The 25,873-nt window shown below is 43.9% G+C and carries 26 protein-coding genes and 3 tRNA genes; 16 read left to right on the top strand and 13 right to left on the bottom strand.

Going from position 1 to position 25,873, the window contains the following annotated elements; translation table 11 throughout:
- Positions 1 to 169: 169 nt before the first annotated feature.
- The 7 genes from MKHDV_RS08885 to MKHDV_RS08855 all read right to left on the bottom strand — a co-directional run bounded on the left by MKHDV_RS08885 (position 170) and on the right by MKHDV_RS08855 (position 3,637).
- A complete protein-coding gene (locus tag MKHDV_RS08885; RefSeq protein ID WP_160714422.1) occupies positions 170 to 856 on the bottom strand; it encodes a DUF554 domain-containing protein in 687 nt (228 codons plus the stop codon).
- 171 nt (positions 857 to 1,027) lie between these two features.
- Positions 1,028 to 1,104 (bottom strand) — tRNA-Pro (locus MKHDV_RS08880).
- Positions 1,105 to 1,331: 227 nt separating this feature from the next.
- Positions 1,332 to 1,408 (bottom strand) — tRNA-Pro (locus tag MKHDV_RS08875).
- A 233-nt stretch (positions 1,409 to 1,641) separates the two neighbouring features.
- Positions 1,642 to 1,718: transfer RNA gene (locus MKHDV_RS08870), tRNA-Pro, on the bottom strand.
- Between the two features lie 61 nt (positions 1,719 to 1,779).
- Positions 1,780 to 2,283 carry a cob(I)yrinic acid a,c-diamide adenosyltransferase gene (locus MKHDV_RS08865; RefSeq protein ID WP_160714420.1) on the bottom strand — a complete coding sequence of 168 codons (504 nt, stop codon included), beginning with the start codon at positions 2,281 to 2,283 and terminating at the stop codon, positions 1,780 to 1,782.
- Positions 2,270 to 3,310, bottom strand: coding sequence for an AmmeMemoRadiSam system radical SAM enzyme (gene amrS, locus MKHDV_RS08860; RefSeq protein WP_160714418.1), 1,041 nt, complete (start codon positions 3,308 to 3,310; stop codon positions 2,270 to 2,272). Before amrS ends, MKHDV_RS08865 begins: the two co-directional genes overlap by 14 nt.
- Before the next feature lie 6 nt (positions 3,311 to 3,316).
- Entirely contained in the window at positions 3,317 to 3,637 is a 321-nt protein-coding gene (locus tag MKHDV_RS08855) for a hypothetical protein (RefSeq protein WP_160714416.1), read from the bottom strand.
- Between the two features lie 89 nt (positions 3,638 to 3,726).
- On the opposite strand from MKHDV_RS08855, the gene purM reads away from it, so the two are divergent.
- Positions 3,727 to 4,782: a phosphoribosylformylglycinamidine cyclo-ligase gene (purM, locus tag MKHDV_RS08850; protein ID WP_160714414.1), complete on the top strand. Its 1,056-nt coding sequence runs from the start codon at positions 3,727 to 3,729 to the stop codon at positions 4,780 to 4,782.
- A gap of 145 nt (positions 4,783 to 4,927) precedes the next feature.
- Positions 4,928 to 5,857, top strand: a complete 930-nt coding sequence (locus tag MKHDV_RS08845) for a hypothetical protein (RefSeq protein ID WP_160714412.1) — start codon at positions 4,928 to 4,930, stop codon at positions 5,855 to 5,857.
- Between the two features lie 70 nt (positions 5,858 to 5,927).
- On the opposite strand, the gene MKHDV_RS08840 is transcribed toward MKHDV_RS08845, so the two are convergent.
- The gene (locus MKHDV_RS08840) at positions 5,928 to 6,116 is read right to left on the bottom strand and encodes a twin-arginine translocase TatA/TatE family subunit (RefSeq protein ID WP_160714410.1); all 189 of its coding nucleotides are present in this window, start codon (positions 6,114 to 6,116) and stop codon (positions 5,928 to 5,930) included.
- Positions 6,117 to 6,270: 154 nt separating this feature from the next.
- Between MKHDV_RS08840 and MKHDV_RS08835 the strand changes: the two genes are divergently transcribed.
- From MKHDV_RS08835 to MKHDV_RS08780, 11 genes are all read left to right on the top strand, one after another.
- A complete protein-coding gene (locus MKHDV_RS08835) occupies positions 6,271 to 7,896 on the top strand; it encodes a rhodanese-like domain-containing protein (protein WP_160714408.1) in 1,626 nt (541 codons plus the stop codon).
- Positions 7,897 to 7,899: 3 nt separating this feature from the next.
- A complete protein-coding gene (locus MKHDV_RS08830) occupies positions 7,900 to 8,316 on the top strand; it encodes a hypothetical protein (protein ID WP_160714406.1) in 417 nt (138 codons plus the stop codon).
- 12 nt (positions 8,317 to 8,328) lie between these two features.
- Positions 8,329 to 9,189: a hypothetical protein gene (locus tag MKHDV_RS08825; protein WP_160714404.1), complete on the top strand. Its 861-nt coding sequence runs from the start codon at positions 8,329 to 8,331 to the stop codon at positions 9,187 to 9,189.
- A gap of 283 nt (positions 9,190 to 9,472) precedes the next feature.
- On the top strand, positions 9,473 to 10,144 hold the full coding sequence (locus tag MKHDV_RS08820) for an HAD family hydrolase (protein WP_160714402.1): 672 nt from the start codon (positions 9,473 to 9,475) through the stop codon (positions 10,142 to 10,144).
- A gap of 134 nt (positions 10,145 to 10,278) precedes the next feature.
- On the top strand, positions 10,279 to 10,584 hold the full coding sequence (locus MKHDV_RS08815; protein WP_160714400.1) for a YggT family protein: 306 nt from the start codon (positions 10,279 to 10,281) through the stop codon (positions 10,582 to 10,584).
- 335 nt (positions 10,585 to 10,919) lie between these two features.
- Complete coding sequence (locus MKHDV_RS08810) at positions 10,920 to 11,150, top strand: DUF465 domain-containing protein (protein ID WP_160714398.1); 231 nt, start codon at positions 10,920 to 10,922, stop codon at positions 11,148 to 11,150.
- Positions 11,151 to 12,842: a biosynthetic-type acetolactate synthase large subunit gene (gene ilvB / locus MKHDV_RS08805; protein WP_160714396.1), complete on the top strand. Its 1,692-nt coding sequence runs from the start codon at positions 11,151 to 11,153 to the stop codon at positions 12,840 to 12,842.
- An 11-nt stretch (positions 12,843 to 12,853) separates the two neighbouring features.
- Positions 12,854 to 13,342 (top strand): acetolactate synthase small subunit, encoded by a 489-nt coding sequence (ilvN, locus tag MKHDV_RS08800; RefSeq protein ID WP_160714394.1) that lies wholly within the window; start codon positions 12,854 to 12,856, stop codon positions 13,340 to 13,342.
- A 109-nt stretch (positions 13,343 to 13,451) separates the two neighbouring features.
- Positions 13,452 to 14,441 (top strand): ketol-acid reductoisomerase, encoded by a 990-nt coding sequence (gene ilvC / locus MKHDV_RS08795; protein ID WP_160714392.1) that lies wholly within the window; start codon positions 13,452 to 13,454, stop codon positions 14,439 to 14,441.
- Between the two features lie 281 nt (positions 14,442 to 14,722).
- A complete protein-coding gene (locus MKHDV_RS08790; RefSeq protein WP_160714390.1) occupies positions 14,723 to 15,382 on the top strand; it encodes a cysteine hydrolase family protein in 660 nt (219 codons plus the stop codon).
- Positions 15,383 to 16,315: 933 nt separating this feature from the next.
- The gene (locus tag MKHDV_RS08780) at positions 16,316 to 17,266 is read left to right on the top strand and encodes a hypothetical protein (protein WP_160714386.1); all 951 of its coding nucleotides are present in this window, start codon (positions 16,316 to 16,318) and stop codon (positions 17,264 to 17,266) included.
- 103 nt (positions 17,267 to 17,369) lie between these two features.
- Here MKHDV_RS08780 and MKHDV_RS08775 read toward each other — a convergent pair whose 3' ends face one another.
- The 3 genes from MKHDV_RS08775 to MKHDV_RS18910 all read right to left on the bottom strand — a co-directional run bounded on the left by MKHDV_RS08775 (position 17,370) and on the right by MKHDV_RS18910 (position 18,470).
- Positions 17,370 to 17,585 carry a hypothetical protein gene (locus MKHDV_RS08775; RefSeq protein WP_160714384.1) on the bottom strand — a complete coding sequence of 72 codons (216 nt, stop codon included), beginning with the start codon at positions 17,583 to 17,585 and terminating at the stop codon, positions 17,370 to 17,372.
- Positions 17,586 to 17,656: 71 nt separating this feature from the next.
- On the bottom strand, positions 17,657 to 17,971 hold the full coding sequence (locus MKHDV_RS08770) for an IscA/HesB family protein (RefSeq protein ID WP_160714382.1): 315 nt from the start codon (positions 17,969 to 17,971) through the stop codon (positions 17,657 to 17,659).
- Between the two features lie 184 nt (positions 17,972 to 18,155).
- On the bottom strand, positions 18,156 to 18,470 hold the full coding sequence (locus MKHDV_RS18910) for an IscA/HesB family protein (protein ID WP_254060442.1): 315 nt from the start codon (positions 18,468 to 18,470) through the stop codon (positions 18,156 to 18,158).
- A gap of 453 nt (positions 18,471 to 18,923) precedes the next feature.
- Between MKHDV_RS18910 and pyrR the strand changes: the two genes are divergently transcribed.
- Positions 18,924 to 19,463 carry a bifunctional pyr operon transcriptional regulator/uracil phosphoribosyltransferase PyrR gene (pyrR, locus tag MKHDV_RS08755; RefSeq protein WP_160714378.1) on the top strand — a complete coding sequence of 180 codons (540 nt, stop codon included), beginning with the start codon at positions 18,924 to 18,926 and terminating at the stop codon, positions 19,461 to 19,463.
- A gap of 131 nt (positions 19,464 to 19,594) precedes the next feature.
- Here the strand turns inward: pyrR and glpT are convergent, their stop codons facing one another.
- Together glpT and MKHDV_RS08745 are read right to left on the bottom strand one after the other, a co-directional pair.
- Positions 19,595 to 20,944, bottom strand: a complete 1,350-nt coding sequence (gene glpT, locus MKHDV_RS08750; RefSeq protein WP_160714376.1) for a glycerol-3-phosphate transporter — start codon at positions 20,942 to 20,944, stop codon at positions 19,595 to 19,597.
- A gap of 787 nt (positions 20,945 to 21,731) precedes the next feature.
- Complete coding sequence (locus MKHDV_RS08745) at positions 21,732 to 23,417, bottom strand: alpha-keto acid decarboxylase family protein (RefSeq protein ID WP_160714374.1); 1,686 nt, start codon at positions 23,415 to 23,417, stop codon at positions 21,732 to 21,734.
- Between the two features lie 326 nt (positions 23,418 to 23,743).
- On the opposite strand from MKHDV_RS08745, the gene MKHDV_RS08740 reads away from it, so the two are divergent.
- Positions 23,744 to 25,021 carry a double-cubane-cluster-containing anaerobic reductase gene (locus MKHDV_RS08740; RefSeq protein ID WP_160714372.1) on the top strand — a complete coding sequence of 426 codons (1,278 nt, stop codon included), beginning with the start codon at positions 23,744 to 23,746 and terminating at the stop codon, positions 25,019 to 25,021.
- A gap of 2 nt (positions 25,022 to 25,023) precedes the next feature.
- Complete coding sequence (locus MKHDV_RS08735) at positions 25,024 to 25,791, top strand: acyl-CoA dehydratase activase (RefSeq protein ID WP_160714370.1); 768 nt, start codon at positions 25,024 to 25,026, stop codon at positions 25,789 to 25,791.
- Positions 25,792 to 25,873 lie beyond the last annotated feature (82 nt).

Genomic DNA, 25,873 nt, shown 5'->3' with positions numbered 1-25,873 from the left:
GAGGGACGTGTTCTGCTGAGTAACTAGATGATATTTAAAAAGAAGGAGAAATTCACATTCATATTGTGAATTTCTCCTTCTTTTTAAATATGTCGGATAATTGCAGCCGAGATAGTTTGAACGTTTCTTTGCATGTCGCGGTAACTAAAAATTTGTTGAACTATTTCTGCTAACCAAAAAAGTAAGCGAATATTGGTGCAAAAAGTAGAGCAGGAAGCATGTTTGTTAACGAGATGGTGCGGAGTTCAAGCAGGCTGATGCCAATGCCGATAATAAGCGCGCCGCCGGTGGCTGTGAGTTCCGTCATCATGCTGTCTGTCATGATAGGCTGTAAATATGTAGCAAACTCAGTAAGGCTGCCCTGATAAATGAAAACGGGAATAGCGGAAAACAGCACGCCGACGCCGTAGGTAGCGGCAAATGCCATGGCTGCGAATCCATCAAGAATGGATTTGGCGAATAAAATTGTATGTTCGCCGCGAAGCCCTTCTTCAAATGATCCAAGAATTGCCATTGAACCGATGCAAAAAAGTACTGAGGTAGAAACAAAGCCGTCTGTAAATTTTGAATTATTTGATTTGACGACTTTTTTTAGTTTGTCTGCGCCGCGTGTGAGTAACTTTTCTAGATTGAGCAATTCTCCGGTGATGGAACCAAGAAGTATGCTGAATACAAGAACCAAAAGGTTTTTGCTTTGCATACCCATTTGAACACCAATGATGAGAGTGCATAGCCCAAGACCGGAAAAAACAATATTGCGTACCCGTTCAGGTAATCGACCGCCAATCGCAAGTCCGCATGTACCCCCAATGACAATGCAGGCAACATTGAAAAGTGAACCGAGTGGAAGAATCACAGCTTTGCTCCGTAAATATGACAAGTTTGTAAATAAAGAGCTAGGTACGCCGTATCTGGCCTAAAAGAAAGCGTTATTTACGGGAGAAATGAATGGGGAACGTGTCGGGCTTGAGGGAAGAGGATTGGATACAAAAAAAGCTCACAGTTTACACTGTGAGCTTTAAATTCGTGGTCGGAGAGACAGGATTCGAACCTGCGACCCTCTGGTCCCAAACCAGATGCGCTACCAAGCTGCGCTACTCTCCGTCGCGAAGGATGTACTAAGGAAAAGAAGCGGGCGGTGCAAGTGAAAAATGCAGAAAATACAAAATAAATGCTGTTTGCGCTCTTTTTCTGCTGAAGATGACTATATTCGAGTTCTATCCATGTGCGCTACTATAACAATAAGGAGTGCTGTTGTAGTGATGATATGTTCAGTTGCGTGCACTGGATACAAAAAAAGCTCACAGCTTTCACTGTGAGCTAAATAATCGTGGTCGGAGAGACAGGATTCGAACCTGCGACCCTCTGGTCCCAAACCAGATGCGCTACCAAGCTGCGCTACTCTCCGTCGCGAAAGAAGTACTAAGGAAAACTCATGCGACTTGCAAGGAAAAAATGCAGAAAAGTTCAAATTAGTGCATTTTAGAACTGTTTTTGATTGAGGCTCAAAGAAAAATAGAGTGAATGTGTTGAGAAGTGTTCATGGACTATAGAGAATTGAGGTGAAGAATCGAGCAGTCGAGGTGTTTCATGGCTGAAAACGAAAAAAGCTCACAGTTTTCACTGTGAGCTAAATATTCGTGGTCGGAGAGACAGGATTCGAACCTGCGACCCTCTGGTCCCAAACCAGATGCGCTACCAAGCTGCGCTACTCTCCGTCGCGAAGAAGTTTTTAGGGGAATCTTCTCTTGCTGGCAAGAGGAAATGTATAAATTTATGTTAAAATTCTATTCCCTTTTGTGCTGGGATGCCCGCTTTATAATGATGCTTAACTTCTGTCATCTCGGTAACAAGGTCTGCTTCATCAATAAGCCACTGTGGAGCATTTCTACCTGAAAGTACTAAGTGGGTGTCGTTATTCCTTGCTAATGCTACTAATTCTTCCAGCTCTTCACGTGTAATAAGTTTAGAGGAAAGAGCGTAGAGCGCTTCATCGAGAATAAGCATATCAACGTCCAGAATCCGTTCCTTTGCCCACCAGATAAGTTTTTCAGAACTTGCCCGATGCTTTGGAAATTGTTCCGGCTTAGTCAAAAAGCCATCGCCCGGTGCAAAGAAGAGATCGCCCAATAGCTTGCGCAGCATGTACTGCTCGCCAGCCTGATTGTCCCGCTTCATAAATTGACCGAATGCCACTGTGTGTTCCTGTCCCAGTGCGCGAATGGCCTGGCCGACAGATGCTGTTGTTTTTCCCTTACCGTTTCCGGTATTAACGAGAATCATGAGTACTCCATACGCCTGCGATATGTGCCTTGCAGGACGGACAGTTAGAATAATCGTTCTTGGCTGCAGTGTACCCCTTGCGGTGTATGACTGTGCAGCCACACGAAGGGCATTGTGTGTCGCGCCCGTTGTGTCCTTGGATGTTTCCTACGTACACATAATTGAGACCGGCTTTTTTGCCAATAGCTGCGGCCTGTTCTAAAGTTTCTATTGGAGTCGCAATGTGGTCTTGCATTTTATATGTCGGATGGAATCGGGTGATGTGCCACGGGGTGTCACTGCCGAGTTCATCATTAATAAAACAGGCAAGGGTTTCGAGTTCTTCTTTGGCATCATTTTCTTTTGGCACAAGCAGGGTTGCCACTTCCAGCCACCAACCCATTTGACGAATAGTTTTTAAATTGCGCAGAACTGGACGAATATGTGCTCCGCAAATGTTATGGTAGAAGGATTCTGTGGCGGCTTTAAGATCTATATTGCAGGCGTGAATAAGGTCTTTCAGCTCTGCAAGGCATTCAGGTGATTGAAACCCATTGGATACCAGAACATTTTTTAACCCATGATCAATAGCAAGTTTTGCAGTTTCGACCACGAGTTCGAAAAATACAGTTGGCTCAGAGTACGTGTACGAAATGGACTTCGCGCCAGATTCAAGTGCTAGTGCCACAATTTGTTCTGGTCTTGTAAGTTGCCCTGTAATGTTACCTGTTAGTCGAGGCGTTGTTGAGAGCGAATAGTTCTGGCAAAATGAACACGCCAAGTTGCATCCTACAGTCCCGAATGAAAACGTGTTGGTTCCGGGTAGGAAATGGTACAAAGGCTTTTTTTCAATAGGATCTAAATTGGCGGCTGCTACTCTGTCGTATACAAGGGTGTACAGCTTGCCGTTAACGTTCTTGCGCACACCGCAGATGCCGATATTGTCCGGCTTGATTTTGCAAAAGTGGCTGCATAGTCTGCACTGAACATTGGTAGGCGCAGAACCGTCTGATTCACCCAGGGGTCTCCATAGTTTGGCAGGATGCATAGTCACCTACTTTTTGTAATTTGAAATGTCCGGTTTCAGCTCAATAATGATTGGATACTGACCGTCAGTGTATTTGTTACAATCTTCTTCTTTTTGTTTTTCTGGCTTCACTCGAATGATTCTATCACCACTGCGAGACTCTTCTTTGATAATAATGCCGGAAGAGTCCGTGCCAATGACTTTGTCCTTTCTGTGAACATTAGGATATTTTTTGGCAAAAGTGAGAGAAGGTGCAAGCACTATTACACATATTGTGGCTGTAAAAAGCATGTATAGCGCGCGTTTTATAATGAATGAGGTATTGGTTGTAATGGGGGTACGGTGCATGAGTTTCTCCCTTGCTCTTTATTTCGTAAAGACCTATGTACGGGCTTCCCGAAGGATCTTGTTATCATACTAGTATCAAGGAGCAGATAATGTCTGAAGATCGTTCAAGAGCGTATACCGAAGCAGGTGTTGATATTAATGCAGGAAACGCCCTTGTTGATAGAATTAAACACGTTGTAGCTGATACCCATACGAAAGGTGTGCTTTCGGATATTGGCGGCTTCGGTGGCTTATTCAAACCGGATCTGTCGGGTATGGAAGAACCAGTACTCGTGTCCGGAACCGATGGTGTTGGAACTAAGCTCAAGTTAGCCTTCATGTTCGACAAGCATGATACTGTAGGTATCGACCTTGTTGCCATGAGCGTTAATGATATTCTGGTTCAGGGTGCAAAGCCACTCTTTTTCCTTGATTATTTCGCCACAGGTAAACTCGATGTGGATAAAGCCGAGCAGGTAGTAGCGGGCGTTGCGGCTGGTTGTCGTAAGTCTAAAATGGCACTGCTTGGCGGTGAGACCGCAGAAATGGCGGATATGTATGAAGAAGGCGAGTACGACCTTGCTGGATTCTGTGTTGGTATTGTAGACAATGCTAACATTGTAGACGGATCCAATATTCGTGTCGGTGATGCGATTATTGGTATTGGCTCTACCGGTGTCCATTCTAATGGATACACTCTCGTACGTAAAATTTTTGAAGAAAGTGGACTTTCCGGCGACGATATGATGCCGGGTACAGAAGAGCCCGTTTCTGAAGTTTTGCTTAAACCAACCGCAATTTATACAGAAGCTGTAGGCGTGCTCATGAGGGACTTCAATCTCAAGGGTATGGTACATGTGACCGGCGGTGGTTTCTACGATAACATTCCACGTGTGCTTCCAAAGTCCGTACGTGCATCTATCTCTTTTGGTTCTTGGGATATTCTTCCAGTGTTTAACTGGTTGAAAGAACAGGGCGAATTGAGCTGGCCGGAAATGCTGCAGATATTTAACTGTGGTATCGGATATGCGATTATTGTCAGTGCTCAAGAGAAGGATGAAGTTATGTCCCGTCTTGAAGCAATGAATCAGGATGCCTGGGTTATCGGCAGCATTGAAAAGCGCGATGATCTGGAAGCAGAACAGGTTAATATAGTTTTTGCATAAGCAATGTTAGCTTTTTAGCTATTGCAATAAAGGCCGGACTCCTTTTAGGTGTCCGGCCTTTTTCTGTATATATAACTCTGGTGTTTTACAGCACGATACAGTACATTTGGACAACTGAAATTGTAAGGCATACAGTAGATTCAATATGATAAAACAAAAATTAGTTCTTGTTGGTATAGCGTTAGCGACTGTGCTTATGTTTAGTTCGCTTGTTCAGGCTCGTGTTGCGCAGTCTGTCTGGTATGAATCAGTTCCTGATGGTGCTGAGGAAGGCGCGTATACAGTTCGGTCTCGTTCTGTTGCGTTACAGAGAGTCTTTGTAAATGCTGTGTTTGACGAATCGCTTGAAATTATAGGCTATCCCATTACGGATGTCCGAAAAGAAGAGCTGCGTAAGTTTCTGGCTCCGAAAGCAAAAACATATGTTTTAAGCTATCGTGAGTTGGGGTCCACGCATATGGCAGATGGATATGGGCAGGAAATGTCCGTGGAAGTTTCTGTAAACCGTTCTTCATTAACATCTGTGATAAAGCGTCTTGGTTTCTTTAACACCAAGACTACCCCTGTTGTGTATAACCCACAGTACTCCGGTGTACAGAGTGAGACATGGGAACAGTTAGGACGTCTTCACCAGTTGTATGGTTTGCGTCCAGACTACAATTCCTCGCTTATTCTAGTAATGAATACCGTTGGAAATAAGTGGGAGCTGTCTTTACAGGGAGCAGGTGCCCCTATATCTGCTGAATCCAAAGATTTGGATGCAGCATGGTACAGTGTGTGGGGACAATATTTTTCACAAAGCTCAAACCCGCAACCTGTGGGGAATGCCCAACGCGGTGTTCTTCAAGTTCGTGGCTGGTTATTCCCTGACGGAGTCGAAGCCTTCGACAGGGTGCTGAGAGGCTGGGTAGGCTCTGCTGCTGGCGCACGATTAGAGGCGGTGGTGGTTCAGTCAGACTCGGTGTCAGCACGCTGGGTCGTGGAATCCAAAAATATTGATCTGGTTCTTTCAAAATTATCTGAGTACGTAAATGGACGCGGGTTGACATACGAGTTTCAGCCAGCTGCCGAGTAGGCTCTTTTAAATACAAAAATCCCGAAGTACTGAGTACTTCGGGATTTTTTGTAAGCTTAAAAACAGCTTGCTAGTCTTCGTCTTTCTTCTTTTCGGAAGATGGAGTGACATCGATTTCATCAGGCTCATTAGTCGCCTTTTTGAAATTTTTAATGGCACGGCCAAGTCCGCCACCGATCTCAGGAAGCTTATTCGCTCCGAAGACGAGTAGGACGAGGACAAGAATAACTAATAATTCTGGAATACCGATACCGAACATAGTTCCCTCCATAGGATATGAAGCCGCTATACACACGGGGGCCAGCAAGGTCAAGGGGTTGTTCTCGTGCTGTTTCCCGTAATATGTCGAATAACAAACGGAAAAACGGCAGTACTCCGTTTGTTAAGTTTTTAAGAAAAGAGGAAGTGTTAAAATGGAACGTATTGTTATTATAAGTTCTGGTCTTGCAGGTGCAAAGACCGCTGCGCGCATTAAAAGGCAGGCTCCGTCTGCTGAGGTAAACCTACTTGTTCCTATTGAAGTTGAAGAAGGTTCCAAAGAGGGTGTATTTGGAAAATGCAACCCTATGGTACACGTTTCATCTGTTTTGCTTGATGCTAAACAGCTTAGCGTGCTTCCGATGGCTTCCATGGAATTAGATTTTGAAAACAAAACCGTTCACGCTTCTTCCCCGCAGGGCAGTATTCCAATCCGCTACACTACGCTGATTATGGAAATTGATGCGGCACCAAGATTGCCTCGTGCTATTCGTGGAGCACAGAATGTTATTCCTTGGCCACTTGAACAAGCAGGTCTCGTGGATGAATGGCTGGAAAGCTACAAGCCGAAGACTGCTGTAGTCTACGGCGGCGCTCATGCAATGTCCCTTATTGATCCGCTTGTTGCTGCTGGCGTATCTGTAACGTGGGCTCGCTCCGAATGTGCAGAGTTCGATCCGGAATTCTGGCATGTGGTGAGCAACAAAGTTGAAGCTGGTGCAGAGGGCAAAGTTCGTGTTGTCCCTATGACAGAGACGGCAGTGACTCCGGAATTAAACGCAGAAGGTGATGTTCGTGCATTAGCCTGCGGTTCTGAAGTTGTTGAAGGCGATGTTTTCTTCTGGGCCGATACTCCTCGTGCTGTGCATCCAATTATTGCAGAGCAGGGCATTGACCTTGATCCTTCCGGTTTCATCTCTGTTAATGAAGATTTTTCATGCGGACTTGATGGGGTACATCTTTTCGGTTCAGCTGTTGCTGTTAAACGTACTGAAGTGGCTGGGAAGTCAAATGCTCCTTTCGAAGCGAGCTCTGTGGATTCCCTTATCGCTCAGGGGCGTGTGCTGAGTGCTATTGCACTGGAACAGCCTGTAACATGGACTGGTAGTTGTGCTACTTCCCGCTATCAGGCAGCAGACTGCGTTGTTTTCCGTACTGGTCTTACTCAGAATGAAGCAACTGTTGCCGGTTACGATCCGGAGTTCGTTATGTTTGACGCAGCTCCAGTTCTTGCAGGTATTGCTGCTAAAGCTGTTGTTAAGATGGTCTGTGACAAGGCGACCGGTGTCGTGCTTGGTGCACAGGTTTGCGGCGCACTTGATGCCGGTTGGATAGATGGTGTAGCCGCGGGCACAGCTGTAGCACTTGCCAGCAATATGACCGTACAGGCGCTTTCCTGCGTTGATATGGCCGCTGGCGGTATGATGTTGAATAAGGCTGCTTCAATGCTTTCTAACAAGCTTGAAGAGCGTATTTTTGGCATTTCTCCTGCCGAATTGATTGCTTCACGTGAGGCGGGGGCTAAGTTCTTCGTTCTTGATCTGCGTGACCAGATTGCATGGCGTAACGGACATATTGAAGATGCTTACAACATACCGTTCACTCAGCTTAAAAAGCGTTTGCAGGACGAAGTTCCGCGCTTTACCCCATTGGTGATTGTAAGCCATAACTCTGATATTCCGTATTCCATAGCCTGTTACCTTTATGGTCTCGGCGCAAAAAGCCTTTATGTACTTGATGGCGGCATGGAATTATGGCCGTACGATCTCGTTAAAGGATAGCTTATGGTCGCTCAGGTTCAAAAATTACCCGGAATAAACTGTGCTTTTTATCAACAGGGGCATTGCCTGTATGAAGAGCATGTGAATCCCGGAGATCACATTGAGTGGACGTGTTCTGAGATTACTCGTTTTCTGCAGGCATACGATGAATTCGTTGACCGGGCGGATCGGTTTTCTCTGGATGATGATCAGGCTGCAACTTTGTGGGATGTCCACGAGGCCGAGCTGCCTCCGGCGGGAACACTCTGTTCTGAATATTGTTCAGACGCGTGTAAACAATGTGCGAATGATAGCAATCTTACAGACTGTTGTTATGAATTGAACCTGATTTGTGTATTGACTTTACCTGTTTGTACCGGCGTTTGCCGCCGGTACAAACATTCTCAAACCTCTGGAGCAGTCTCTGGCTGTTCACGATAATTAGGTGACTTAATGAGCGCATCTGAATCGAAAAAAGTTACTCTTGTTATTCCGGCAGTTCAGCCACAGCACGTGGCGACTGCGTTACCTGAGGGAGTGCTGTTTTGCTCGCCTGGGCTACGCGAAGCTACCGGTGCCTCCTTCTTTGTATCTCCGGAACTTCCGATGAGTCCGGCGGATGCACGCGGCCAGTTGCATGAGTTGCTTCAGTACGGGTTCTCATTTCGAAGTGCCCGCGATATGTCCGGTGTGGTGCTCGCGGAGAAGTCTACAAAGAAAGAAACTCCCAAACCACTAGCAGACGAATTTGCAGACCTTGATGCTTTTGTAGCGACAGGTGTTTTCGCACCGGCAAAGAAAGATGAGCCTGTTGTGGACATGGCATTACAAGTGCGTATTGCAGCACAAAAAACACTACTGCTAGCATGGGACATGGAAAGTCGTGTGGCTGAGCTTGCAGCGCTAAAAGACAAATTTACAGCATCCAGCGCCAACATGGATGCGATTCTTGGTATCACTGATGAGGATGATCTGGAAGAACTCCCGGGGATTGATCCCAAGGCAGCCTTGTCGGGTGATGTGGAAGAAGATTTAGGGGTGCCGTGGCGTGCTGTGGCAAGTGCAATCGTTGAGTTTGCACCGGAGCACGCTCGGTTTATTGCGGTAAAGAAAGAACTTGTGGATGTACTTACCGAAGTTGGTAAGGATATCACTCCAGATTCTGTAGCTGTTGAAGAGTACGGGTTTTCACTTTCCCAAGAAAACGGTTGGAAGTTGTACTCTGTAAAGGCATATGCATTATTGGGACACACACGTGCGCCGAAAGGCAGAGACAATCTGAATCGCACATTAGAAATTTTTACAGTAGCGTAACGGACTAATAGCAAAAAAGAATTTGCCTGTGATCTTTATCTTTAAAGGGCTAGCATCGAAAAAACTTGATATATTGGCTGTTGAAATATGGTATTTATCTAATGATGTCAGATTCTCACATACTTCTAAGTATATTTTGATCTAGTGTTTTTTCGAGCCGTAATTTTCTCTATAACCATAGCATTATTTTGTTGCCAAACGGTAGCAGGGTGCACAGGTTAGCTTGCAGATTTCGAATTTTTGCTGTCAGCCATAAGATGCGCGAAGAGCGGACGTGACGAGAATGAATTTTACGCCAGAATTATTAGACGACATGTTTCCGAACGGGCTTGGTGGTCTCATCTTTGATTGTGACGGAGTGATGTTTGACACACGTGCTTGTAATATTGGATACTATAATCAGGTACTTGATGTTTTAGATATGCCTCCGTTGACCGCCGAACAGGAAGATGTGGCGCATTATTCCTCAGTGATGGGATTTTATGAAGCCATAGTGCCGAAAGAGAAGCATCATCTGATTCCTGAGGCACAAAAGCAGGTTAACTACATCAAGACTGTCCTACCGCTTATGACGCCGGAACTCGGCTTATATGAGCTTTTAGAGACGGCTGTAGAGCTTGGTATTAAGCTTGCGGTATTTACAAACCGTTCTAACACCATGGAAATGGTACTAGAACAGCATGATATGAATGAGTTCTTTCATCCTGTGATGACTGCTGCTAAGGTGGAGAGCAAGCCACACCCTGAGGGCGCACTTGAAATTATGAAAGTGTGGCACGAAACTTCTGACAGGGTTGTATTCATTGGTGACAGTATCGTCGATGAAGAAGCGGCAAAAAGAGCCGGAATTCCATTTTGGGCGTATAAAAACGCTAAGTTACGTGGTATTCATATCGATGATTTTGACAGAGTTAAAGAAACGCTTATCGAGTGGTGTAACCAGCCTAAATTATAGACTTGTTACAAAAAAATAAAAAAAATTGCCAATTTCGTAATTTTTTACTTGATAAGTAATCCGTCATAATGGTTAAGTAGAACTTAGTGGAACTCCCCGAGGTACTTTATCTCGGACGTGTAACCGGAGGCTTAATGGAGATTGTTGCTATGAATTTTATAGTAGGGATTGCTGAAGTTTTAAATGCAGTCTTAAGTATATATTTTTGGGTCGTTATCATTTCTGCACTTCTATCATGGGTCAATCCTGATCCGTACAACCCAATAGTGCGTATGTTACATAATCTTACAGAACCGGCATTTTACCGCATTCGTAAGTGGTTGCCGTTTACCTATTTCAACGGGCTAGATCTATCTCCCGTTGTATTGTTGCTTGCAATTCAGTTTGTACAGATTTTTGTTATCCGTTCCATGTACCAACTTGCCGGAGCTATTCACTAGCCTGGCAGTCTCTGTCAGAGCCAACCACGCGCCTGACAGCGACGTGGTTGGAGACGAAAAAAGAGGCTGCTTTATCACCATGAAGGCAGCAGGATGTAAAAACCTGACGAATATTCGCAGCAGGAGAGTTGGAAAAAGTAGAAAAATTAACCTACAAAATCGATTAAGCACAAAAAAAAGCTCAAAAGTAACGCTTGGAGAATGCTGTTACGAGTGTCCTTACACTCTGACAATATAAATGAATCCCGTTACGCGTGATGTGACGGTATTCGATCCCTATGGGTAGTTTTTAACCAAGAAAGCTACCGATAACCTCCAAAAAAGGAGAAGCAATCATGGAAGTACGTGACGTAGAATTACTCGAGAAACACTTGCCCCATGATGATACCCTCAAGGCGCTTTGGGATGAGCACGTCTTATTTGAAAAGCAGTTAGATCAACTTGAGAGCAAATCAATTTTAACCTCACAAGAAAAAGTTTCTTTGCGTGAGCTTAAGAAACAGAAATTAGACGGTAAAACTAAGATTCAAATAATGCTTGATCGATACAGGGAATTGGAGATGTAAATGGAGTATTCTGGGGCCAGAATCCTGTTAGAAAGTTTAAAAAAAGAGAATGTAGACGTTCTCTTCGGGTATCCGGGCGGTGCGGTTCTTGATATTTATCACGAACTGTCCAATCATCACGATTTGAAACACGTGCTGGTTCGCCATGAACAGGGTGCAGTACACGCAGCTGATGGATTTGCAAGAGCTACCGGCAAAGTCGGTGTATGCCTTGTAACATCAGGACCGGGAGCAACAAACACTGTTACCGGTATTGCAACTGCGTATGCTGACTCTATTCCGTTAGTGGTTCTAACAGGTCAGGTTCCAACTCCTCTTATTGGAAACGATGCTTTCCAAGAGGTTGATATTGTAGGAATAACACGTCCTTGCACCAAGCATAACTACTTGGTGCAAGACGTGTCTCAACTTGCAGCAACTATCAAGGAAGCATTTCACGTGGCTCGTTCCGGCAGACCGGGGCCAGTTCTCGTTGACATTCCAAAGGATGTTCAGAGCCAGATGCACGCGTTCCATTATCCGGAACGTATTAAGATGCGTAGTTACAACCCAACGTATAAGCCGAACAATAACCAGGTTCGACGGGCAATTGAGCTTTTAAGCGAAGCAAAACGTCCGTTAATTTTTGCTGGTGGCGGCGTTATTTCCTCTAATTCTGCTGAAGAATTGGGAACACTTGCTCGTTCTATGCAGGTACCGGTAACAGGTACCCTTATGGGCTTAGGCGCGTTTCCGGGAGATGATCCGTTATGGCTTGGTATGGTCGGCATGCACGGCACGTACCCAGCAAACAAGGCTGTGAGTAATGCAGATGTTATCTTAGCTGTGGGAGCACGCTTTGATGACAGGGTTACAGGTAAACTTTCTTCGTTCGCGGCAGCGGCAAAGATTATTCATATTGATATTGATCCGACTTCAATTCGGAAAAATGTTGAAGTTGAAGTGCCGATAGTAGGGGACTGCAAACTTGCTTTGCAGGGTCTTGTTAAGGTGCAGCAGACAGAATTCGCCGATGTTGACTGGGCGGCTCAATACCATGATTGGAATGAGCAGATCAAAGAGTGGGCTGGTACGCACCCAGTGCGGTACCACAAAGAGGACTCTTTGAAGCCGCAGCATGTTGTCGAAACAATTTTTGAGCTGACCAAAGGTGATGCCATCATCAGTACTGAAGTTGGTCAGAACCAGATGTGGACAGCACAGTTCTATCAGTTCCGTCAGCCGAGAACTTTGCTGACATCAGGCGGTCTTGGCACAATGGGGTATGGTTTTCCTGCTGCCATTGGTGCACAGATGGCCTTCCCTGATAAACTGGTAATTGATATTGCTGGCGACGGGTCTATTCAAATGAATAGTCAGGAGCTTATGACTGCTGTAAGCCATAAATTGCCAGTAAAAATTGTTGTGTTGAATAACTGTTTCCTCGGAATGGTTCGCCAATGGCAGGAACTGTTCTATGATAGAAACTACTGTTCAACATGCATGGATGCACAACCTGATTTTGTTAAGCTTGCTGAAGCGTACGGTGCGGAAGGGTACAGAGTAACTGACCCTGCTAAACTGAAAGAAACGCTGAAGGCTGCTTTTGAATCACCACTTCCATGTATTGTGGATGTGCGTGTAGAGGCAGAAGAGAATGTGTACCCAATGGTTCCTGCTGGAGCCTCTCTTGAAGAAATGTTGCTGGTGTAGGGGATAACGTTATGAGACATGTATTATCCGTACTTGTAGAAAACGAACCGGGCGTTTTATCCCGTATTTCCGGCTTGTTCAGCGGTCGCGGTTTTAACCTCGATTCTCTGAACGTAGCACCAGTGCTTGAAGAGGGTGTCTCTTTGATGACCGTTGTAACACGCGGTGATCAGCAGATTATTGAGCAAATTGTTAAGCAATTGCGCAAGCTTGTTACAGTCATTAAAGTGACTGATATGCAGGACAGCACAACTGTAGAGCGCGAGATGGCGTTGATAAAACTCAATGCAACCGAATCTAGCCGCGCAGAAATTCTACGTATTGTAGATATTTTTAGATGCAAAGTCGTTGATGTCAGCCTAGATGAACTAACGCTGGAAGTCATTGGCGATCATGGTAAAGTAGAGGCTGTCATTGCCCTACTAGACCGTTTTGGCATTAAAGAAATCGCACGCACTGGTACCGTCGCACTACGACGCTCCATGCAACCTGAGAAATAAGAATCATTCGCTTGGCATGCCCCCGCTTGTGATTTTCCTCAGGCGGGGGTTTTTATATATAACTACAACCTAAACGTATGTTCCGTGTAAAGCACGGCAGGGAGTGGAGATGAAGGTTTATTACGAACAGGACACCAACTTGGAACTCCTGAAAGATCAGACTGTAGCAATCATTGGCTACGGTAGCCAGGGGCATGCACATGCTCAGAACCTTCGCGAGTCTGGTATTAATGTTGTTGTCGGGCAGCGCCCTGGCGGAGCAAACTATGACTTAGCAAAATCTGACGGCTTTGAGCCGATGTCTGCTGCAGATGCATCTGCACAGGCAGATATCATCATGATTCTACTCCCGGATCAGTACCAGTCTACTGTCTTTGAGAACGACATTAAGCCGAACCTCAAAGCTGGTAACTCACTTGTCTTTGCACATGGTTTTAATATTCATTTTGCTCAGATCGTAGCCCCGAAAGACGTTGATGTTTTCATGGTTGCCCCTAAAGGCCCAGGCCATCTCGTACGCCGTACCTACACCGAGGGTGGTGGCGTTCCTTGTTTGTTTGCTGTCCACCAAGACGCATCAGGCAAAGCACAAGAGAAGGCTTTAGCTTACGCTGAAGGCATTGGCGGCGCACGTTCCGGCATTATCGAAACAACTTTTGCTGAAGAGACAGAAACTGACCTCTTTGGTGAACAAGCTGTTCTTTGTGGCGGTATTTCCGCACTTATTAAAGCTGGTTTTGAAACTCTTTGTGAAGCTGGCTACCAGCCAGAAATCGCTTACTTTGAGTGTCTGCACGAGACAAAACTGATCGTAGACCTGTTGTATGAAGGTGGTCTTGCCAACATGCGCAACTCCATCTCTGATACTGCAGAGTATGGTGATTATGTAACAGGCCCTCGCATTATCACCGAGGAAACCAAAAAAGAAATGAAACGAGTTCTGGAAGATATCCAACAGGGTCGTTTTGCACGTGACTTCATTCTTGAGTCTCAGGCAAACTACCCATTCTTCTCTGCTACTCGTCGTATCGAAGCTGCTCATCAGATCGAAGAAGTTGGCGGACGCCTGCGTGGCATGATGCCTTGGCTTCAGAAATAAGCAGTCTTATAATAAAAAAAAGCCGCACCTAGTGCGGCTTTTTTTATGCCATCTGTTAAACGGATCTCTGGTAACCGCATATCTGCTAACGATGAGGTTTACGATCTTCTCAGCGAGGTTAATTTCCTTGCTTTTGGGTCATCTTACAAAAGATTCGTATTGTATTGATTAAGTGTCACTTTTCTTGACTGAACAAACTGGAAAAATTATCTTTTCCGAAGTTGTTTTGGAATACATTTCATATTTATTTGAATTAAAGCTTATGTAAGGATGTTGCCATAATGTTCAGTCATTTTTCAAAATATACTCGCCCAGAGCCAAAGCGTAGCGCGCTTGTTACTATTGATTTACAAAATGACTTTGTCCTCCCTGGAGCATCAGCGGAAGGTGTGGGAGCAGCGCGTGCTGCAACTATGACGGGCAGGATGGTGCAATTTTATCGTGAGCACGATCTACCTATTATTCATGTGGTTCGAGTCTACTCTGCTAAAGATAATGCAATAAAAGTAGATGTGAGTCGACGTGAAGCAATAGAAAATGGCTTGCAGCTGGTTCTATCTGGAACAGAAGGAATGCAGCCGGTGGCTGAGATAATTCCTGAAGGTGTCGTTGCAGACGGCGAATTTCTTCTGACTGGTGAACCGCAGTTTATCTCAAAAAATGAACAAATTTTATATAAACCACGTTGGGGTTGTTTTTATGAAACCCAACTTGATGTGATGTTGCGAGAACGAGGCGTTACTACTGCGGTGATTGCCGGAACTTGGTTTGCAAACTGTGTTCGCACCACAATTTATGAAGCAACAGCTCGTGATTACCGTACTGTTGCTCTACGTGATGCAATTGCCGGAATACATCCGGACGGCGAAGCAGATCTTGCAAAAATTCAATGTGGCGTGTGTGACTGTTCTGACTGGTTGGAGCTCGTAGAGCATTTCTGAGGGGTCAGGGCGGGGCGTTCTAAGAACGCTATTCTGATTAGATAAATGAGAAGGAGGGTAGATCGTTGATCTACCCTTTTTTTTGTGTCAGAAATCGATATTTTTTATCAGCACATCATTTGAATGCATTTGATTCTTTATTGCCAGTTACAGTAGAAATACAACGGCAACATATTGGAAGTAAGGCTATACATTTTTGTCGTTTTGAAAGATATGCACGCAAATGTTAACAAAATTATACATTTTCGATGTAACTATTTGACAAGTAATATTTGGTAGTCATAGAACTTCAAGTAGAAAATTTATCTTATCATTCTAAGCAATAAGGAATTGGACAATGAATCGACCGATCTTCACTCTCCTTGTATTTCTCTTGACGTGCTCCCCATGCTACGGATTTGGACTTGATTCACTGTCAGATATAGCCAGTGGCGTTCAAGAAGTTACAACAGCTATAAGTGATACTTCTAAAGTTCTTCAACAAGACAAGGGACACTCAAAGCCTGCAGTTGCAGAAAAGAAAATTCAGCCTGTAGAAAAAAAGCCAGCAGTCAAAAGGCAGCCAAAGCCTGTAGAAAGAAAAAAAGTAAGTCGAAAGGCAATCAACGCAGTCTGTAGAAAAAAGTTCATCAAGAGAAAGACAGCCAAGTTCGACTGTAGACGAACAATCTCTTAAGCAGATGAGAAGAATTGCAATAATGATTGAGGGCTTCAGAGTGTATGATAGTCCAAATCAAAGTTCGCAAAACAGTTTTCAAGCTTCTGCTGAAGCACATGAAGCTAGGTGCGCTGAGCTTGCTAAAACTGTTCCTGATTACGAATCCTCAACCGTAAAGATTATGGGAAAGCCATTCGCTGAACATATAGCTCTCGCAAAAAAAAATTATTGCTCAAAACGAAGAGCTGTTTAACAAAAACCGATCCCGTGGCCAGATGGAAAGAATTGCAATGCTGATTGAGGGCTTCAGAGTCTATTCTTATAAGCCAGATCAGCGCTCTCAAGACGATTTTTACGGCTCTGTTAAGGATCTTAAAGCTAGATGCGCTAAGCTTGCTAAAACTGTTCCTGATTACGAATCCTCAACCCTAGATATCTATGGAAAGTCATTTGCTGAACACATAGCTCGTGCAAAAAAAATTATTGCTCAAAATGAGGAGCAGTTTAACAAGGTCACATATGATGCAATGGCAGTAGGCGCCATGAAAAATTCTCTAAAATTTTGCTTAAGAGGTGCCGAGTCGATAGAAGATATTTCGTACACAGAAGCGTATTACGAAAAAATATCCAAAATTAAGTACGACGTAACGCTTTATTTCAATTCCTCAGTTGAGACTGATAAAAAAGTGAATGATCTTTTTGAAAAAGAGCTTAAAATTTGTGATAGGAACTTTTTAGCACCGTATAAAGAGTATGAAAGAAAATATGCTGAAATAAAGGAAAAAAAGGCGAAAGAAAGAGCGAAAGAAAGAGCTGAAGCTAAAGCCCAAAAAGAGCGAGAAGCTAACGCATTAAGAGAGCAACGCGCTAAAGCAATGCATGATTATGCTGTATCTAAAGGACTATCTGAGTACTTTTTAGGAATTGAAAACCTACTTAGCAATATTGCACGCCGTTCCATATCGGTTGACCAAGCTAGAACTTATGCAATTGAGCCTACCTACGACGATAAGTATGAAGTACAAAGCCTTAACTCTGAAGTTGTATTTTATTCCTATGTCGACAACAATTTTAAGGTAAAACAAATTGCTGTTAAACGTGAAAGAAATGGTGTCTATATGGAAGGAACCAAGCTGCAGGGGCATTATAAGTTCCTTACATTTGTTGAAGCCCAGACAGTTCTTGGGGTAACCAAGCAAATTGCTGTTTTTGAGTCTATAAAGTAGTCGCAGAGCTTTTGGTAATAAAAAAGACTGGTAAATTACTGTATGGTGTTTACCAGTCTTTTCCATTTGGTTTATGCGGGAAATCTGTTTAATGGCGTCTCGTTTATGCACCTTCTTCAATGAGCTGGGCATATAGATATTCATCATCCGGGTATTTGATACCTTTACCCGTAACGATAATGCTTGGTGACATTTGATCAGAGCTAGGGTCTGCAAGCTCGCGCACTTCCCATCGTCCGTCTTCTTTGCCTACCACAAATTCTTTCTTTTCTTTGTGTGCAATTTTGATTGCGTACAATACAGACTCTTTGAATGTCATGGTAGATCTCCTATACGTATAAAAAAAAGCGGCTTCTTACGAAGCCGCTTTGGTTATTTTTACCTATCAGACTAGCTGCTGCAACCGCCGCCACAACCGCTGCAGCCTCCGCCACCACCAAGTGGATTTGCGGACTCAATTACAAAGCCCTCGTAGCGGATGTCTACAGTAAGAGCACCTGTTTTGTCGAGCAGTTCCTTGTTGATACAAAAAGTGTATGGATCAGCAGGAAGAACTGTGTCGTCGTCGTTAGGCTCATCCATTGCTAACGCAAGGTTTGGGCCGCTGCAACCGCCGGGAGCAAGGTATATACGTATGGATGCAAGTTCTCTATCTTCAAAATGTGCATCAAGTGATTTTCGAGCGTCTTTAGTTACTGTGAACATAGTGTGTGTTCCTCCGAGTTTTATATAGAGAAACATACCTGTCAGGGGGAAAAAAAGTCAAATAGATGTGTAACAGATAGATAGGTCTCGCAACTTTTCCTTGTTACTATCAGTTCTCTTTATAGATAAGGCACAAAAAAAGGCGGCTTCAAAAATGAAGTCGCCTTTAATAAGCTAAGCTCGTCTAGCCACAAGAACCACTGGAGCAACTGCCGCAAGAGCTGCCGCCGCCAAGAGGGTTCTCAGACTCTACAACAAAGCCCATGTAAGAAAGGTCGATGGTAATTTTACCAGACTTTTCAATGAGGTCTTTATTGATGCAGAAAGTGAAATCTTTCTCTTCAAATACGGAATCTTCTTCGTTTGGCTCATCCAGAGCCAATGCCAATTTTGGGCCGCTTCAGCCGCCCGGAGCCAGATAGATGCGGATAGGAGATTTGTCCTTATCTGCAAAGTACGCCGCAAGTTCTTTATGGGCGTTTTCAGTCAATGTAAACATTGAATTTCCTCCACTAGGTTGTTCATATCAAGTAAAGACAGTTATTAGCTTTGTCAATAGAAATGGAGCCCGCGTATCAGAGTTTCAGATGTGTTAAGTCTGGCTCTCTACGGGTGTTTAAGCATACCTTGCTGTGTTTTCGAAGCCTTCCCAAAAGGGTGGGGTGCTGAGTCGATTTACAGTATCTCATAGTACCACAGACAAGGCTTTTAGTAACCGCTACGAATGTACTACTTCAAAAGGGTACCGTTCCGGTTGTCAACTGCTTAGGATTCAATAAGTAAGTTCGTGGCACTTAAAGTCAACCGGTAGCCATTGATAATAAAAAAACGATAAAACTCCCATGACATAGGTCACAGAATGCACGTAGATGATGTTTCTTTTATGAAAGAAAAAAGATATTATGCACGGTATTAGTTCCTCGTGGAAAAAAGCAGAGCAAAGGACATAAATATGGGAAACGTTAAAACTGTTATGACTGAAGACGAAGTGCGGCGCACAATCGATCGCCTTGCGTTTCAGGTAATAGAAAATCACGGCGAGTGCGAAGACCTTGTTCTGGTCGGTATCCAGAGAAGGGGCGTTGATATTGCAGCACGGCTTCGTACTGTTCTAAAAGAGCAGCTGGGTAAAACCGTGAAGTTCGGTTCGCTGGATATTAACTTATATCGTGATGATTGGACGACGTTGGATGTTCAGCCAATGATCAACAAAACTGATATTCCTGCGGGCGTCGATGGTAAGACTCTGCTGTTAGTAGACGATGTGTTGTTTACAGGCCGAACCATTAGAGCAGCGCTGGAAGCAGTACTGGATTACGGTCGTCCAAGCCGTATCGAATTGATGGTACTTGTAGATCGTGGACATCGTGAGTTACCTATTCAAGCTAATTATGTGGGCAAGCAGATTGCAACTGCACGTGCTGAACAGGTCGATGTATTGATTGAAGAGATTGATGGTCGAGATGAAGTTTTGCTTAAGCATGCTGAGTAGTTATTTAGCACGCAGCTGTTCTCGATTGCAGAACGAATAAAAAAGCCCCGTTTCATTATGAAACGGGGCTTTTTGTTTTCTACTGTGCCTTGTCTGTCAGCAATTACAGAGAAGGGCTTTTCTGCCACAAACTATTTTTCTGCGCCGTTAGACTCAGCTTTGTGACCAAGAGTGAATGCGCTGAAGATAATGGTAAGCACACAACATGCTACCATGGTGATGAATACACCGCGCCATTCGAAGTTGTCAGCAATCCAACCTACACCGGAGCCTGCGATTGCAGAACCGAATACGTAGCCGAAGAAGCCGGTAAAGCCAGCAGCTGTACCAGCAGCTTTCTTAGGAACGAGGTCGAGAGCGTGAAGGCCGATGATCATGATCGGGCCGTATACGAGGAAGCCGATAGCAACGAGTGCAACATAATCGATCCATTTAGGACCGCTGAGGTTGAACCAGTATACAACAACAAAAACCAAAGTCAGTGACATGAAGAGCATTGTTGCAGGAGCACGTTTGCCTTTGAAGACTTTGTCGGACATCCAACCACACACGAGGGTACCAGGAATAGCTGCGTATTCGAAGAGTGACCATGCAATGGAAGATTCTTTAAAGGAGTACCCTTTAACTTCTTGAAGGTATGTAGGAATCCAATCAACTACGCCGTAACGCACGAAGTAGCAGAACGCGTTAGCAATAGCGATTGCCCAGAGGTATTTGTTGGTAAGAATATGTTCGAAGAAAATTTCTTTAAAAGTAAAAGTTTCTTCATGTTTCTTAGCATCGTAACCTTCAGGGTAGTCGTCACGGTATTCTTCAACACTAGGAAGACCACAAGACTGTGGAGTGTCACGCAGAAGAAGGAATACAACGAATGCAAGACCTGCTGCGATGAATGCGTTGAAGTAAAATTTTGCGCCCCAGTCGTTGAACATCATAACACCGAGGAAGGCGAGGTTGGCAACAAGAGCGCCACCGATGTTGTGAGCAACATTCCAAACAGCAACGGTCATGCCGCGCTCTTTGGTGGAGTACCAGTGAACCATTGTTTTGCCGCAAGGAGGCCAGCCCATGCCCTGAACCCAGCCGTTCAGAGTCATAAGTACTATAAGCAATGTTACACTTTCAAATACCCATTTGTTCAGGCCGGTAAAGGCGAGAATGGCACAGGAAAGGAGCAGGCCACATGGGAGGAAGTATTTGGGGTTACTTCTGTCAGAAATAGAACCCATGATGAATTTAGATACACCGTAAGCAATAGACAGACCTGTCATTGCAGTACCGAGCATCGCTTTAGAATACTGCGGGTATTCCTTAAGAATATCTGGAATTGCAAGGGCAAAGTTTTTGCGCACAAGGTAGTACGCAGCGTAACCAATGAAAATACCAAGAAAAACTTTCATTTTGTTTCTTTTGTATTCTTCATCGATTCGCTCTTCAGGCACTCGTTCAGTGTGCGGTGCCGGCTTGAAGATACCAATCATCCTCTCTCTCCACTTGGTTAAAGTTATAGAGCAGCAATTAATTAACAATAGTTGGCAACTAAAGTGTGCATTTAACTTTTCTGTTAATGCAGAAGAGGAGCTACTAAAAAAAAAAACGATGTTGCAACGCTTTTGTCAACACTTTGTCACATTGCTGTAACATTCCTTTTTTCACAATAAATGTGTAACCGGATACATTGCATCTTGTGTTTATAGAAAATAGAAGAAAAACAAGGTGCTGTTATGTTGCTATATGTTGTACTTCTGTATTAATGTAGTGAAAACGGTTTCTTTTGTATTGTTATTCAAAGCAACGAGGGGTGTTTTGCTTAAATCTAATTCAAATTTTTTGATTTTGCTTAGCTTTTATTGTAAGAATAGCTTTTAAATATAGCTGTGATGGTGAATGGTATTCTGATTACTGAATTTTATTTTGTATAATGAGTGAGACTACAGTTTTTAATCGTTACAGTTTGATTTATAAGTGGCACATTGTAGCCTCCGTTTCCCAAAAAACTCTTCATCTACGTAGAATGAATGTTTTTTTCAATTAACGGATGGGTTGGGCTTTGTTTTTTGGTTATTAGGGTGAAATTAGGCTGTTACATGTAATAGAAAAACACGTTCAGTCGAATAAATGATGCAAAAAAGCTCGGCAAATTTTCTGAAGTATCTTCAGAGAATTTGCCGAGTTTTTTGTTCGTGTAGAAATAAGCTAATTTTTGGAGCGGAGTATTTTTCCCGTGCGTTGTATTACTAGGTAGAAGCATAGGGACTTCTTCGAAAGTTAATGTCTTAAAGCCTTGCTGAATTCAATATTAAATGAAGCTGAATCGTTTGGTTCAAGATGGATGCGGACAAGGTGGAGTCCTTTCGGGCTATCAAGTTGTGCAAATACATCGTCCATTTCTTGTTCTGTTCGAACAACGTAGTGTTCGCAGGTTACACCAACCTGCCCGCCAAAAGCCTCACTAAGTCGTTCGTAGTTCCATACTTGGATGTCATTGTATGAACGATATTTTCCGGGGTAAATGGCTCGTTCTGCACCGTATCCAGCATTGTCCAAAATAAAAACTATGGCATTAACCTTTTCTTTAATCAGCGTGGAGAGTTCTTGTGCAGTCATTTGGAAAGCACCATCGCCAGTTATGCATATGCAGCGTTTTGTATGTGCCTGTGGTGCTTGAGTTCCGCCAACAAACATTCCGAAGCCGGAACCAAGGGAACCCCAATTTCCACAACCAAAGAGTGATACACCGGAAGGGAATTCGCTTTGTGAGCAGTTAATGTAACCACCGGTGTCACCGTAAACGATGTCTCCTTGCTTAAAGAAATTGGCAAACTGAATAAAAAGTTTATCGATGGTTAAGTTGTTATCCGTAGGTGTAAATTTGTCACTCCGTTGAAATGCAAACGTTCTGGCATTATCAGGTACCACCACAGATACAGGAGTAATTTTGTTACTTTCGTTTGCTAGAGTAGGTACAAATTCTCGTAGGTAGACATTATCAAATCGTTGATTGTTTACAATTACGTGGTCATGCAGTGCATGAATGACGTTTTGATCTGAGCCTGTCTCTGCTGTGAAAATTCCAGTATCGAACTCATTGTTTGTGCGTCCCAGATTAATAAGCACGTCTGAGCCTTCAATTGTTTCGCGAGTGAATTTTTGGCACATGGCTCCCATGTATATGCCAACGCAATTTGGGTGCCCCTCAAAGTCGGGAATCTTACCACAGAACGTTGTAGCCACGTTTGCGCCGATATCTTCAATAAAGCCTTTCACAATGTTGGTTAGATTCTCACGTTGTAACAAATGTCCGGTGATAACGGATCGGGATGATGAGTTTTGGATTAATTCCAGCGAGTTTTCTACAGCTGCTGCTAAGTTTTGTTGTGATGACTGAAATAACAAGAGGTCGAGCGGCTGTGTAGGAGCATCAACGAGCGAGAGTTGTATGTCGTATGGGAGTTCCAGATACGCAGGTTTTTTTGTTTGGAAAATTTTCCGGATAACATCGTCAATGTCTGATGTGGCTGTTTCTATCTGGAGTATTTGTTTTGCAGCGCATGTGATGGGAGTAAAGATCTCAATATTGGCTAAAAAATTTGTGTCGATAACGTGATGAAGAAGCCTTTGGGTAGGCGTTCGCATGACTTCTACGGTCGGTGCTCCGGCAATTAAGAGTATTGGGGTGTCATCAGCATATGCACCAGCAACAGCGTTGGTGGCATTTAGTGCCCCCGGGCCGAATGTGACTGCAGCCACACCAAGTCCATGAAGTTTTGCATACCCATCTGCGCAGTATGCCGCATTTAGTTCATTACAGGTTCCAACATGCTTTATGCCATGTTCTCCATCCAGCAGTCTGTCGAAAAAAGGAAGTACGTAGTCCCCAGGGATTCCGAATACGGTGTCTACATGGAGTTCCTTTAGTCTGTAGAATATGTAGTCTGATACTGTAATTTTCATGGCCTTCTTCGATGTTTAAGATGGTTGGGCTTTTTACAGAGCAATGCGCCGTAGCAGTGCATTTCATTTTATCAGAATTGTAGATTTTCTATTTTGATTAATCTGTACGATTACGTGGCTATGCCTGCGCGTGGTGTGCCTTATTCTAGAACTGTAGAAAGAAGGTTCGGAAAGAGGGGGAAGGAGACCATGATGAAGTAGAGATGTTGTAATTGCATGAAGTATTAGGTTTTTCGATCTACGTTCTGTAAACGAATAGTTTTTATCAATTTGTTAATCCCATGTCGTATGTGTATACATAATCATTTCAATTTTAGGAGGTTATGATGAGTGACTCTGCACATAAAGAAATGTGGGAAAATTTAAATTTAGATATTTCTGCACACGATGGTTTATTGGAAGTTCTGGGGAAATTCTACGGGGATATATACCTTTCACAGGAAAATCGATTGAAGGGTATGGAGTATCTGGATTTTGTTCTTTCAGAAGTCCATGGATTACGGATTAAAGAGATTCAGGATGCAAAAGCGAGTGGAAAGAAAGTAATTGGTACTTTTTGCGTGTTTGTTCCAGAAGAGCTGACACTTGCCGCTAATGCCATTCATGTGGGGCTTTGTTCCGGTGCAGATGCCGGTACAGATGAAGCAGAAAAGATTGTACCGCGTAATACCTGTGCACTTATTAAATCCTTTATCGGATTTAAGCTTGCTCGTATTTGTCCGTATACTGAATCGTGTGACCTTGTTGTTGGTGAAACAACTTGTGACGGAAAGAAAAAAGCATACGAAGCATTCGGAAAGCTTGTGCCGATGCATGTGATGGAAGTTCCGCAGACAAAAACAGCGGATGCGAAGCAGCTTTTTAAATCTGAAGTGCTCCGTTACAAAGAAGCATTGGAAGAGATGACCGGCGTAGAAATCACAGTGGAAAATTTACGAAAGTCTATTTTCATTGTGAATGAAAAACGCAGAGCTCTTCAGAGGCTTTCACGATTGAGAGCGGCAGACCCTGCTCCTATTTCCGGCCGTGATGCTTTACTTATTAATCAGGTATCATTTTATGATGACCCAGAACGCTTCACACAATCCATTAATGCTCTTTGTGACCAGATTGAAGAGCGTATTGCACAAGGCGATGGAGTTGTTCCTACAGGCACAAAACGCCTATTGCTTTCCGGCTGTCCAATGGCAGTGCCGAACTGGAAATTACCATATGTAATGGAAAGTTCTAATGCTGTTATCGTGGGCGAAGAGTCTTGCATTGGTTCCCGAAATATGCGTGACCTTGTTGATGAATCCGTCGACACCATCGAAGGAATGGTTGATGCGCTTGTAGATCGCTACATGAAAATTGACTGTGCATGTTTTACCCCGAATGACGAACGCATGGTTAATGTGGAAAATATGGCTAAAGAATTACATGCTGATGGTGTGGTTCATTATGCATTGTCATTCTGTCAGCCGTATGCGCATGAAGCAATTAAGCTACAGGACGCGTTGTCCCAGAAAGGCATTCCAATGCTGAGTGTGGAAACTGGCTACAGCATGGAAGATGTTGAACAGCTGAAGACACGAGTTGAAGCCTTTGTTGAGATGTTAGACTAGATATGTTCGGCGGAATAGATATCGGCTCGCGGTCTACGGAGTTTGTGTTGCAGAAGGATGGTGAAGCAGTACACCGTGCTCAGCTGCCTACAACTTTTTCGCCTTTAGAGCAGTGTAAAAAACTTCTCAGTGGGCACTCCCCTGACTGCCTAGTCGCAACAGGATATGGACGGGAGTTAATTAAAACTCTTGAATTACCGTATCAGGTCGATGCAATAACGGAAATTAAGGCTCATGCTTTGGGCGCCCATGCGTTGTTTCCAGAAGCACGCACCGTTTTGGATATTGGCGGGCAGGATACAAAGGCTATTTCGCTAAATGCCAAGGGTGGTATTGTCCGATTTGAGATGAATGACCGTTGTGCTGCGGGTACTGGTAAATTTTTAGAGTATACCGCGAATGTTTTTCAGGTGGGGATTGAAGAATTCGGTGCATATGCATTGCAAGGAAGTAATCCACCGCTGATTAACAGCATGTGCACAGTCTTTGCCGAAACGGAAGCTACTTCACTGATGGCGCAAGGTGCTCGTCCAGAGGATATTGCGTTGGCATTGCATGCGTCCGTTGTTCGGCGGACAAGCACAATGTTGAAACGGGTCGGTCTCGTTTTTCCTTTGGTTTTTTCTGGTGGTGTTGCGAATAATGGATGCATTCGAAAGTTGCTGCATGAAAACTTTGGCAAAAAAGAAACGATCTGTGTTGCTGAAGAGCCGGACATGTGTGGTGCTTTTGGCGCGAGCCTGTGGGCGGAGAAGTGCTACAACGGTTGATGAGCATCTAAAAAACATTTTATACTAAACTGATATTGAAATGAAAAATCCCTGTGGTGTAAAAAGCACAGGGATTTCTTTA

It is taken from the genome of Halodesulfovibrio sp. MK-HDV (assembly GCF_009914765.1).
Classification (GTDB): Bacteria; Desulfobacterota; Desulfovibrionia; order Desulfovibrionales; family Desulfovibrionaceae; genus Halodesulfovibrio.
The sequence above is the reverse complement of the archived record's forward strand: the minus strand, read 5'-3'. Positions and strand labels throughout refer to the sequence as shown.

Excerpts from the sequence above, each read along its gene's own strand:
- MKHDV_RS08825 (WP_160714404.1), top strand. The coding sequence starts at position 8,329 with ATGAGCGCATCTGAATCGAAAAAAGTTACTCTTGTTATTCCGGCAGTT.
- ilvB (WP_160714396.1), top strand. The coding sequence starts at position 11,151 with ATGGAGTATTCTGGGGCCAGAATCCTGTTAGAAAGTTTAAAAAAAGAG.
- MKHDV_RS08840 (WP_160714410.1), bottom strand. The coding sequence starts at position 6,116 with ATGTTCGGTATCGGTATTCCAGAATTATTAGTTATTCTTGTCCTCGTC.
- MKHDV_RS08815 (WP_160714400.1), top strand. The coding sequence starts at position 10,279 with ATGGAGATTGTTGCTATGAATTTTATAGTAGGGATTGCTGAAGTTTTA.
- MKHDV_RS08830 (WP_160714406.1), top strand. The coding sequence starts at position 7,900 with ATGGTCGCTCAGGTTCAAAAATTACCCGGAATAAACTGTGCTTTTTAT.
- pyrR (WP_160714378.1), top strand. The coding sequence starts at position 18,924 with ATGGGAAACGTTAAAACTGTTATGACTGAAGACGAAGTGCGGCGCACA.
- MKHDV_RS08855 (WP_160714416.1), bottom strand. The coding sequence starts at position 3,637 with ATGCACCGTACCCCCATTACAACCAATACCTCATTCATTATAAAACGC.
- MKHDV_RS08775 (WP_160714384.1), bottom strand. The coding sequence starts at position 17,585 with ATGACATTCAAAGAGTCTGTATTGTACGCAATCAAAATTGCACACAAA.
- MKHDV_RS08735 (WP_160714370.1), top strand. The coding sequence starts at position 25,024 with ATGTTCGGCGGAATAGATATCGGCTCGCGGTCTACGGAGTTTGTGTTG.
- MKHDV_RS08835 (WP_160714408.1), top strand. The coding sequence starts at position 6,271 with ATGGAACGTATTGTTATTATAAGTTCTGGTCTTGCAGGTGCAAAGACC.
- MKHDV_RS08845 (WP_160714412.1), top strand. The coding sequence starts at position 4,928 with ATGATAAAACAAAAATTAGTTCTTGTTGGTATAGCGTTAGCGACTGTG.
- MKHDV_RS08745 (WP_160714374.1), bottom strand. The coding sequence starts at position 23,417 with ATGAAAATTACAGTATCAGACTACATATTCTACAGACTAAAGGAACTC.
- ilvC (WP_160714392.1), top strand. The coding sequence starts at position 13,452 with ATGAAGGTTTATTACGAACAGGACACCAACTTGGAACTCCTGAAAGAT.
- MKHDV_RS08810 (WP_160714398.1), top strand. The coding sequence starts at position 10,920 with ATGGAAGTACGTGACGTAGAATTACTCGAGAAACACTTGCCCCATGAT.
- glpT (WP_160714376.1), bottom strand. The coding sequence starts at position 20,944 with ATGATTGGTATCTTCAAGCCGGCACCGCACACTGAACGAGTGCCTGAA.
- MKHDV_RS08790 (WP_160714390.1), top strand. The coding sequence starts at position 14,723 with ATGTTCAGTCATTTTTCAAAATATACTCGCCCAGAGCCAAAGCGTAGC.
- MKHDV_RS08780 (WP_160714386.1), top strand. The coding sequence starts at position 16,316 with ATGGAAAGAATTGCAATGCTGATTGAGGGCTTCAGAGTCTATTCTTAT.
- MKHDV_RS08820 (WP_160714402.1), top strand. The coding sequence starts at position 9,473 with ATGAATTTTACGCCAGAATTATTAGACGACATGTTTCCGAACGGGCTT.
- MKHDV_RS08865 (WP_160714420.1), bottom strand. The coding sequence starts at position 2,283 with ATGATTCTCGTTAATACCGGAAACGGTAAGGGAAAAACAACAGCATCT.
- MKHDV_RS08770 (WP_160714382.1), bottom strand. The coding sequence starts at position 17,971 with ATGTTCACAGTAACTAAAGACGCTCGAAAATCACTTGATGCACATTTT.
- amrS (WP_160714418.1), bottom strand. The coding sequence starts at position 3,310 with ATGCATCCTGCCAAACTATGGAGACCCCTGGGTGAATCAGACGGTTCT.
- purM (WP_160714414.1), top strand. The coding sequence starts at position 3,727 with ATGTCTGAAGATCGTTCAAGAGCGTATACCGAAGCAGGTGTTGATATT.
- ilvN (WP_160714394.1), top strand. The coding sequence starts at position 12,854 with ATGAGACATGTATTATCCGTACTTGTAGAAAACGAACCGGGCGTTTTA.
- MKHDV_RS08740 (WP_160714372.1), top strand. The coding sequence starts at position 23,744 with ATGAGTGACTCTGCACATAAAGAAATGTGGGAAAATTTAAATTTAGAT.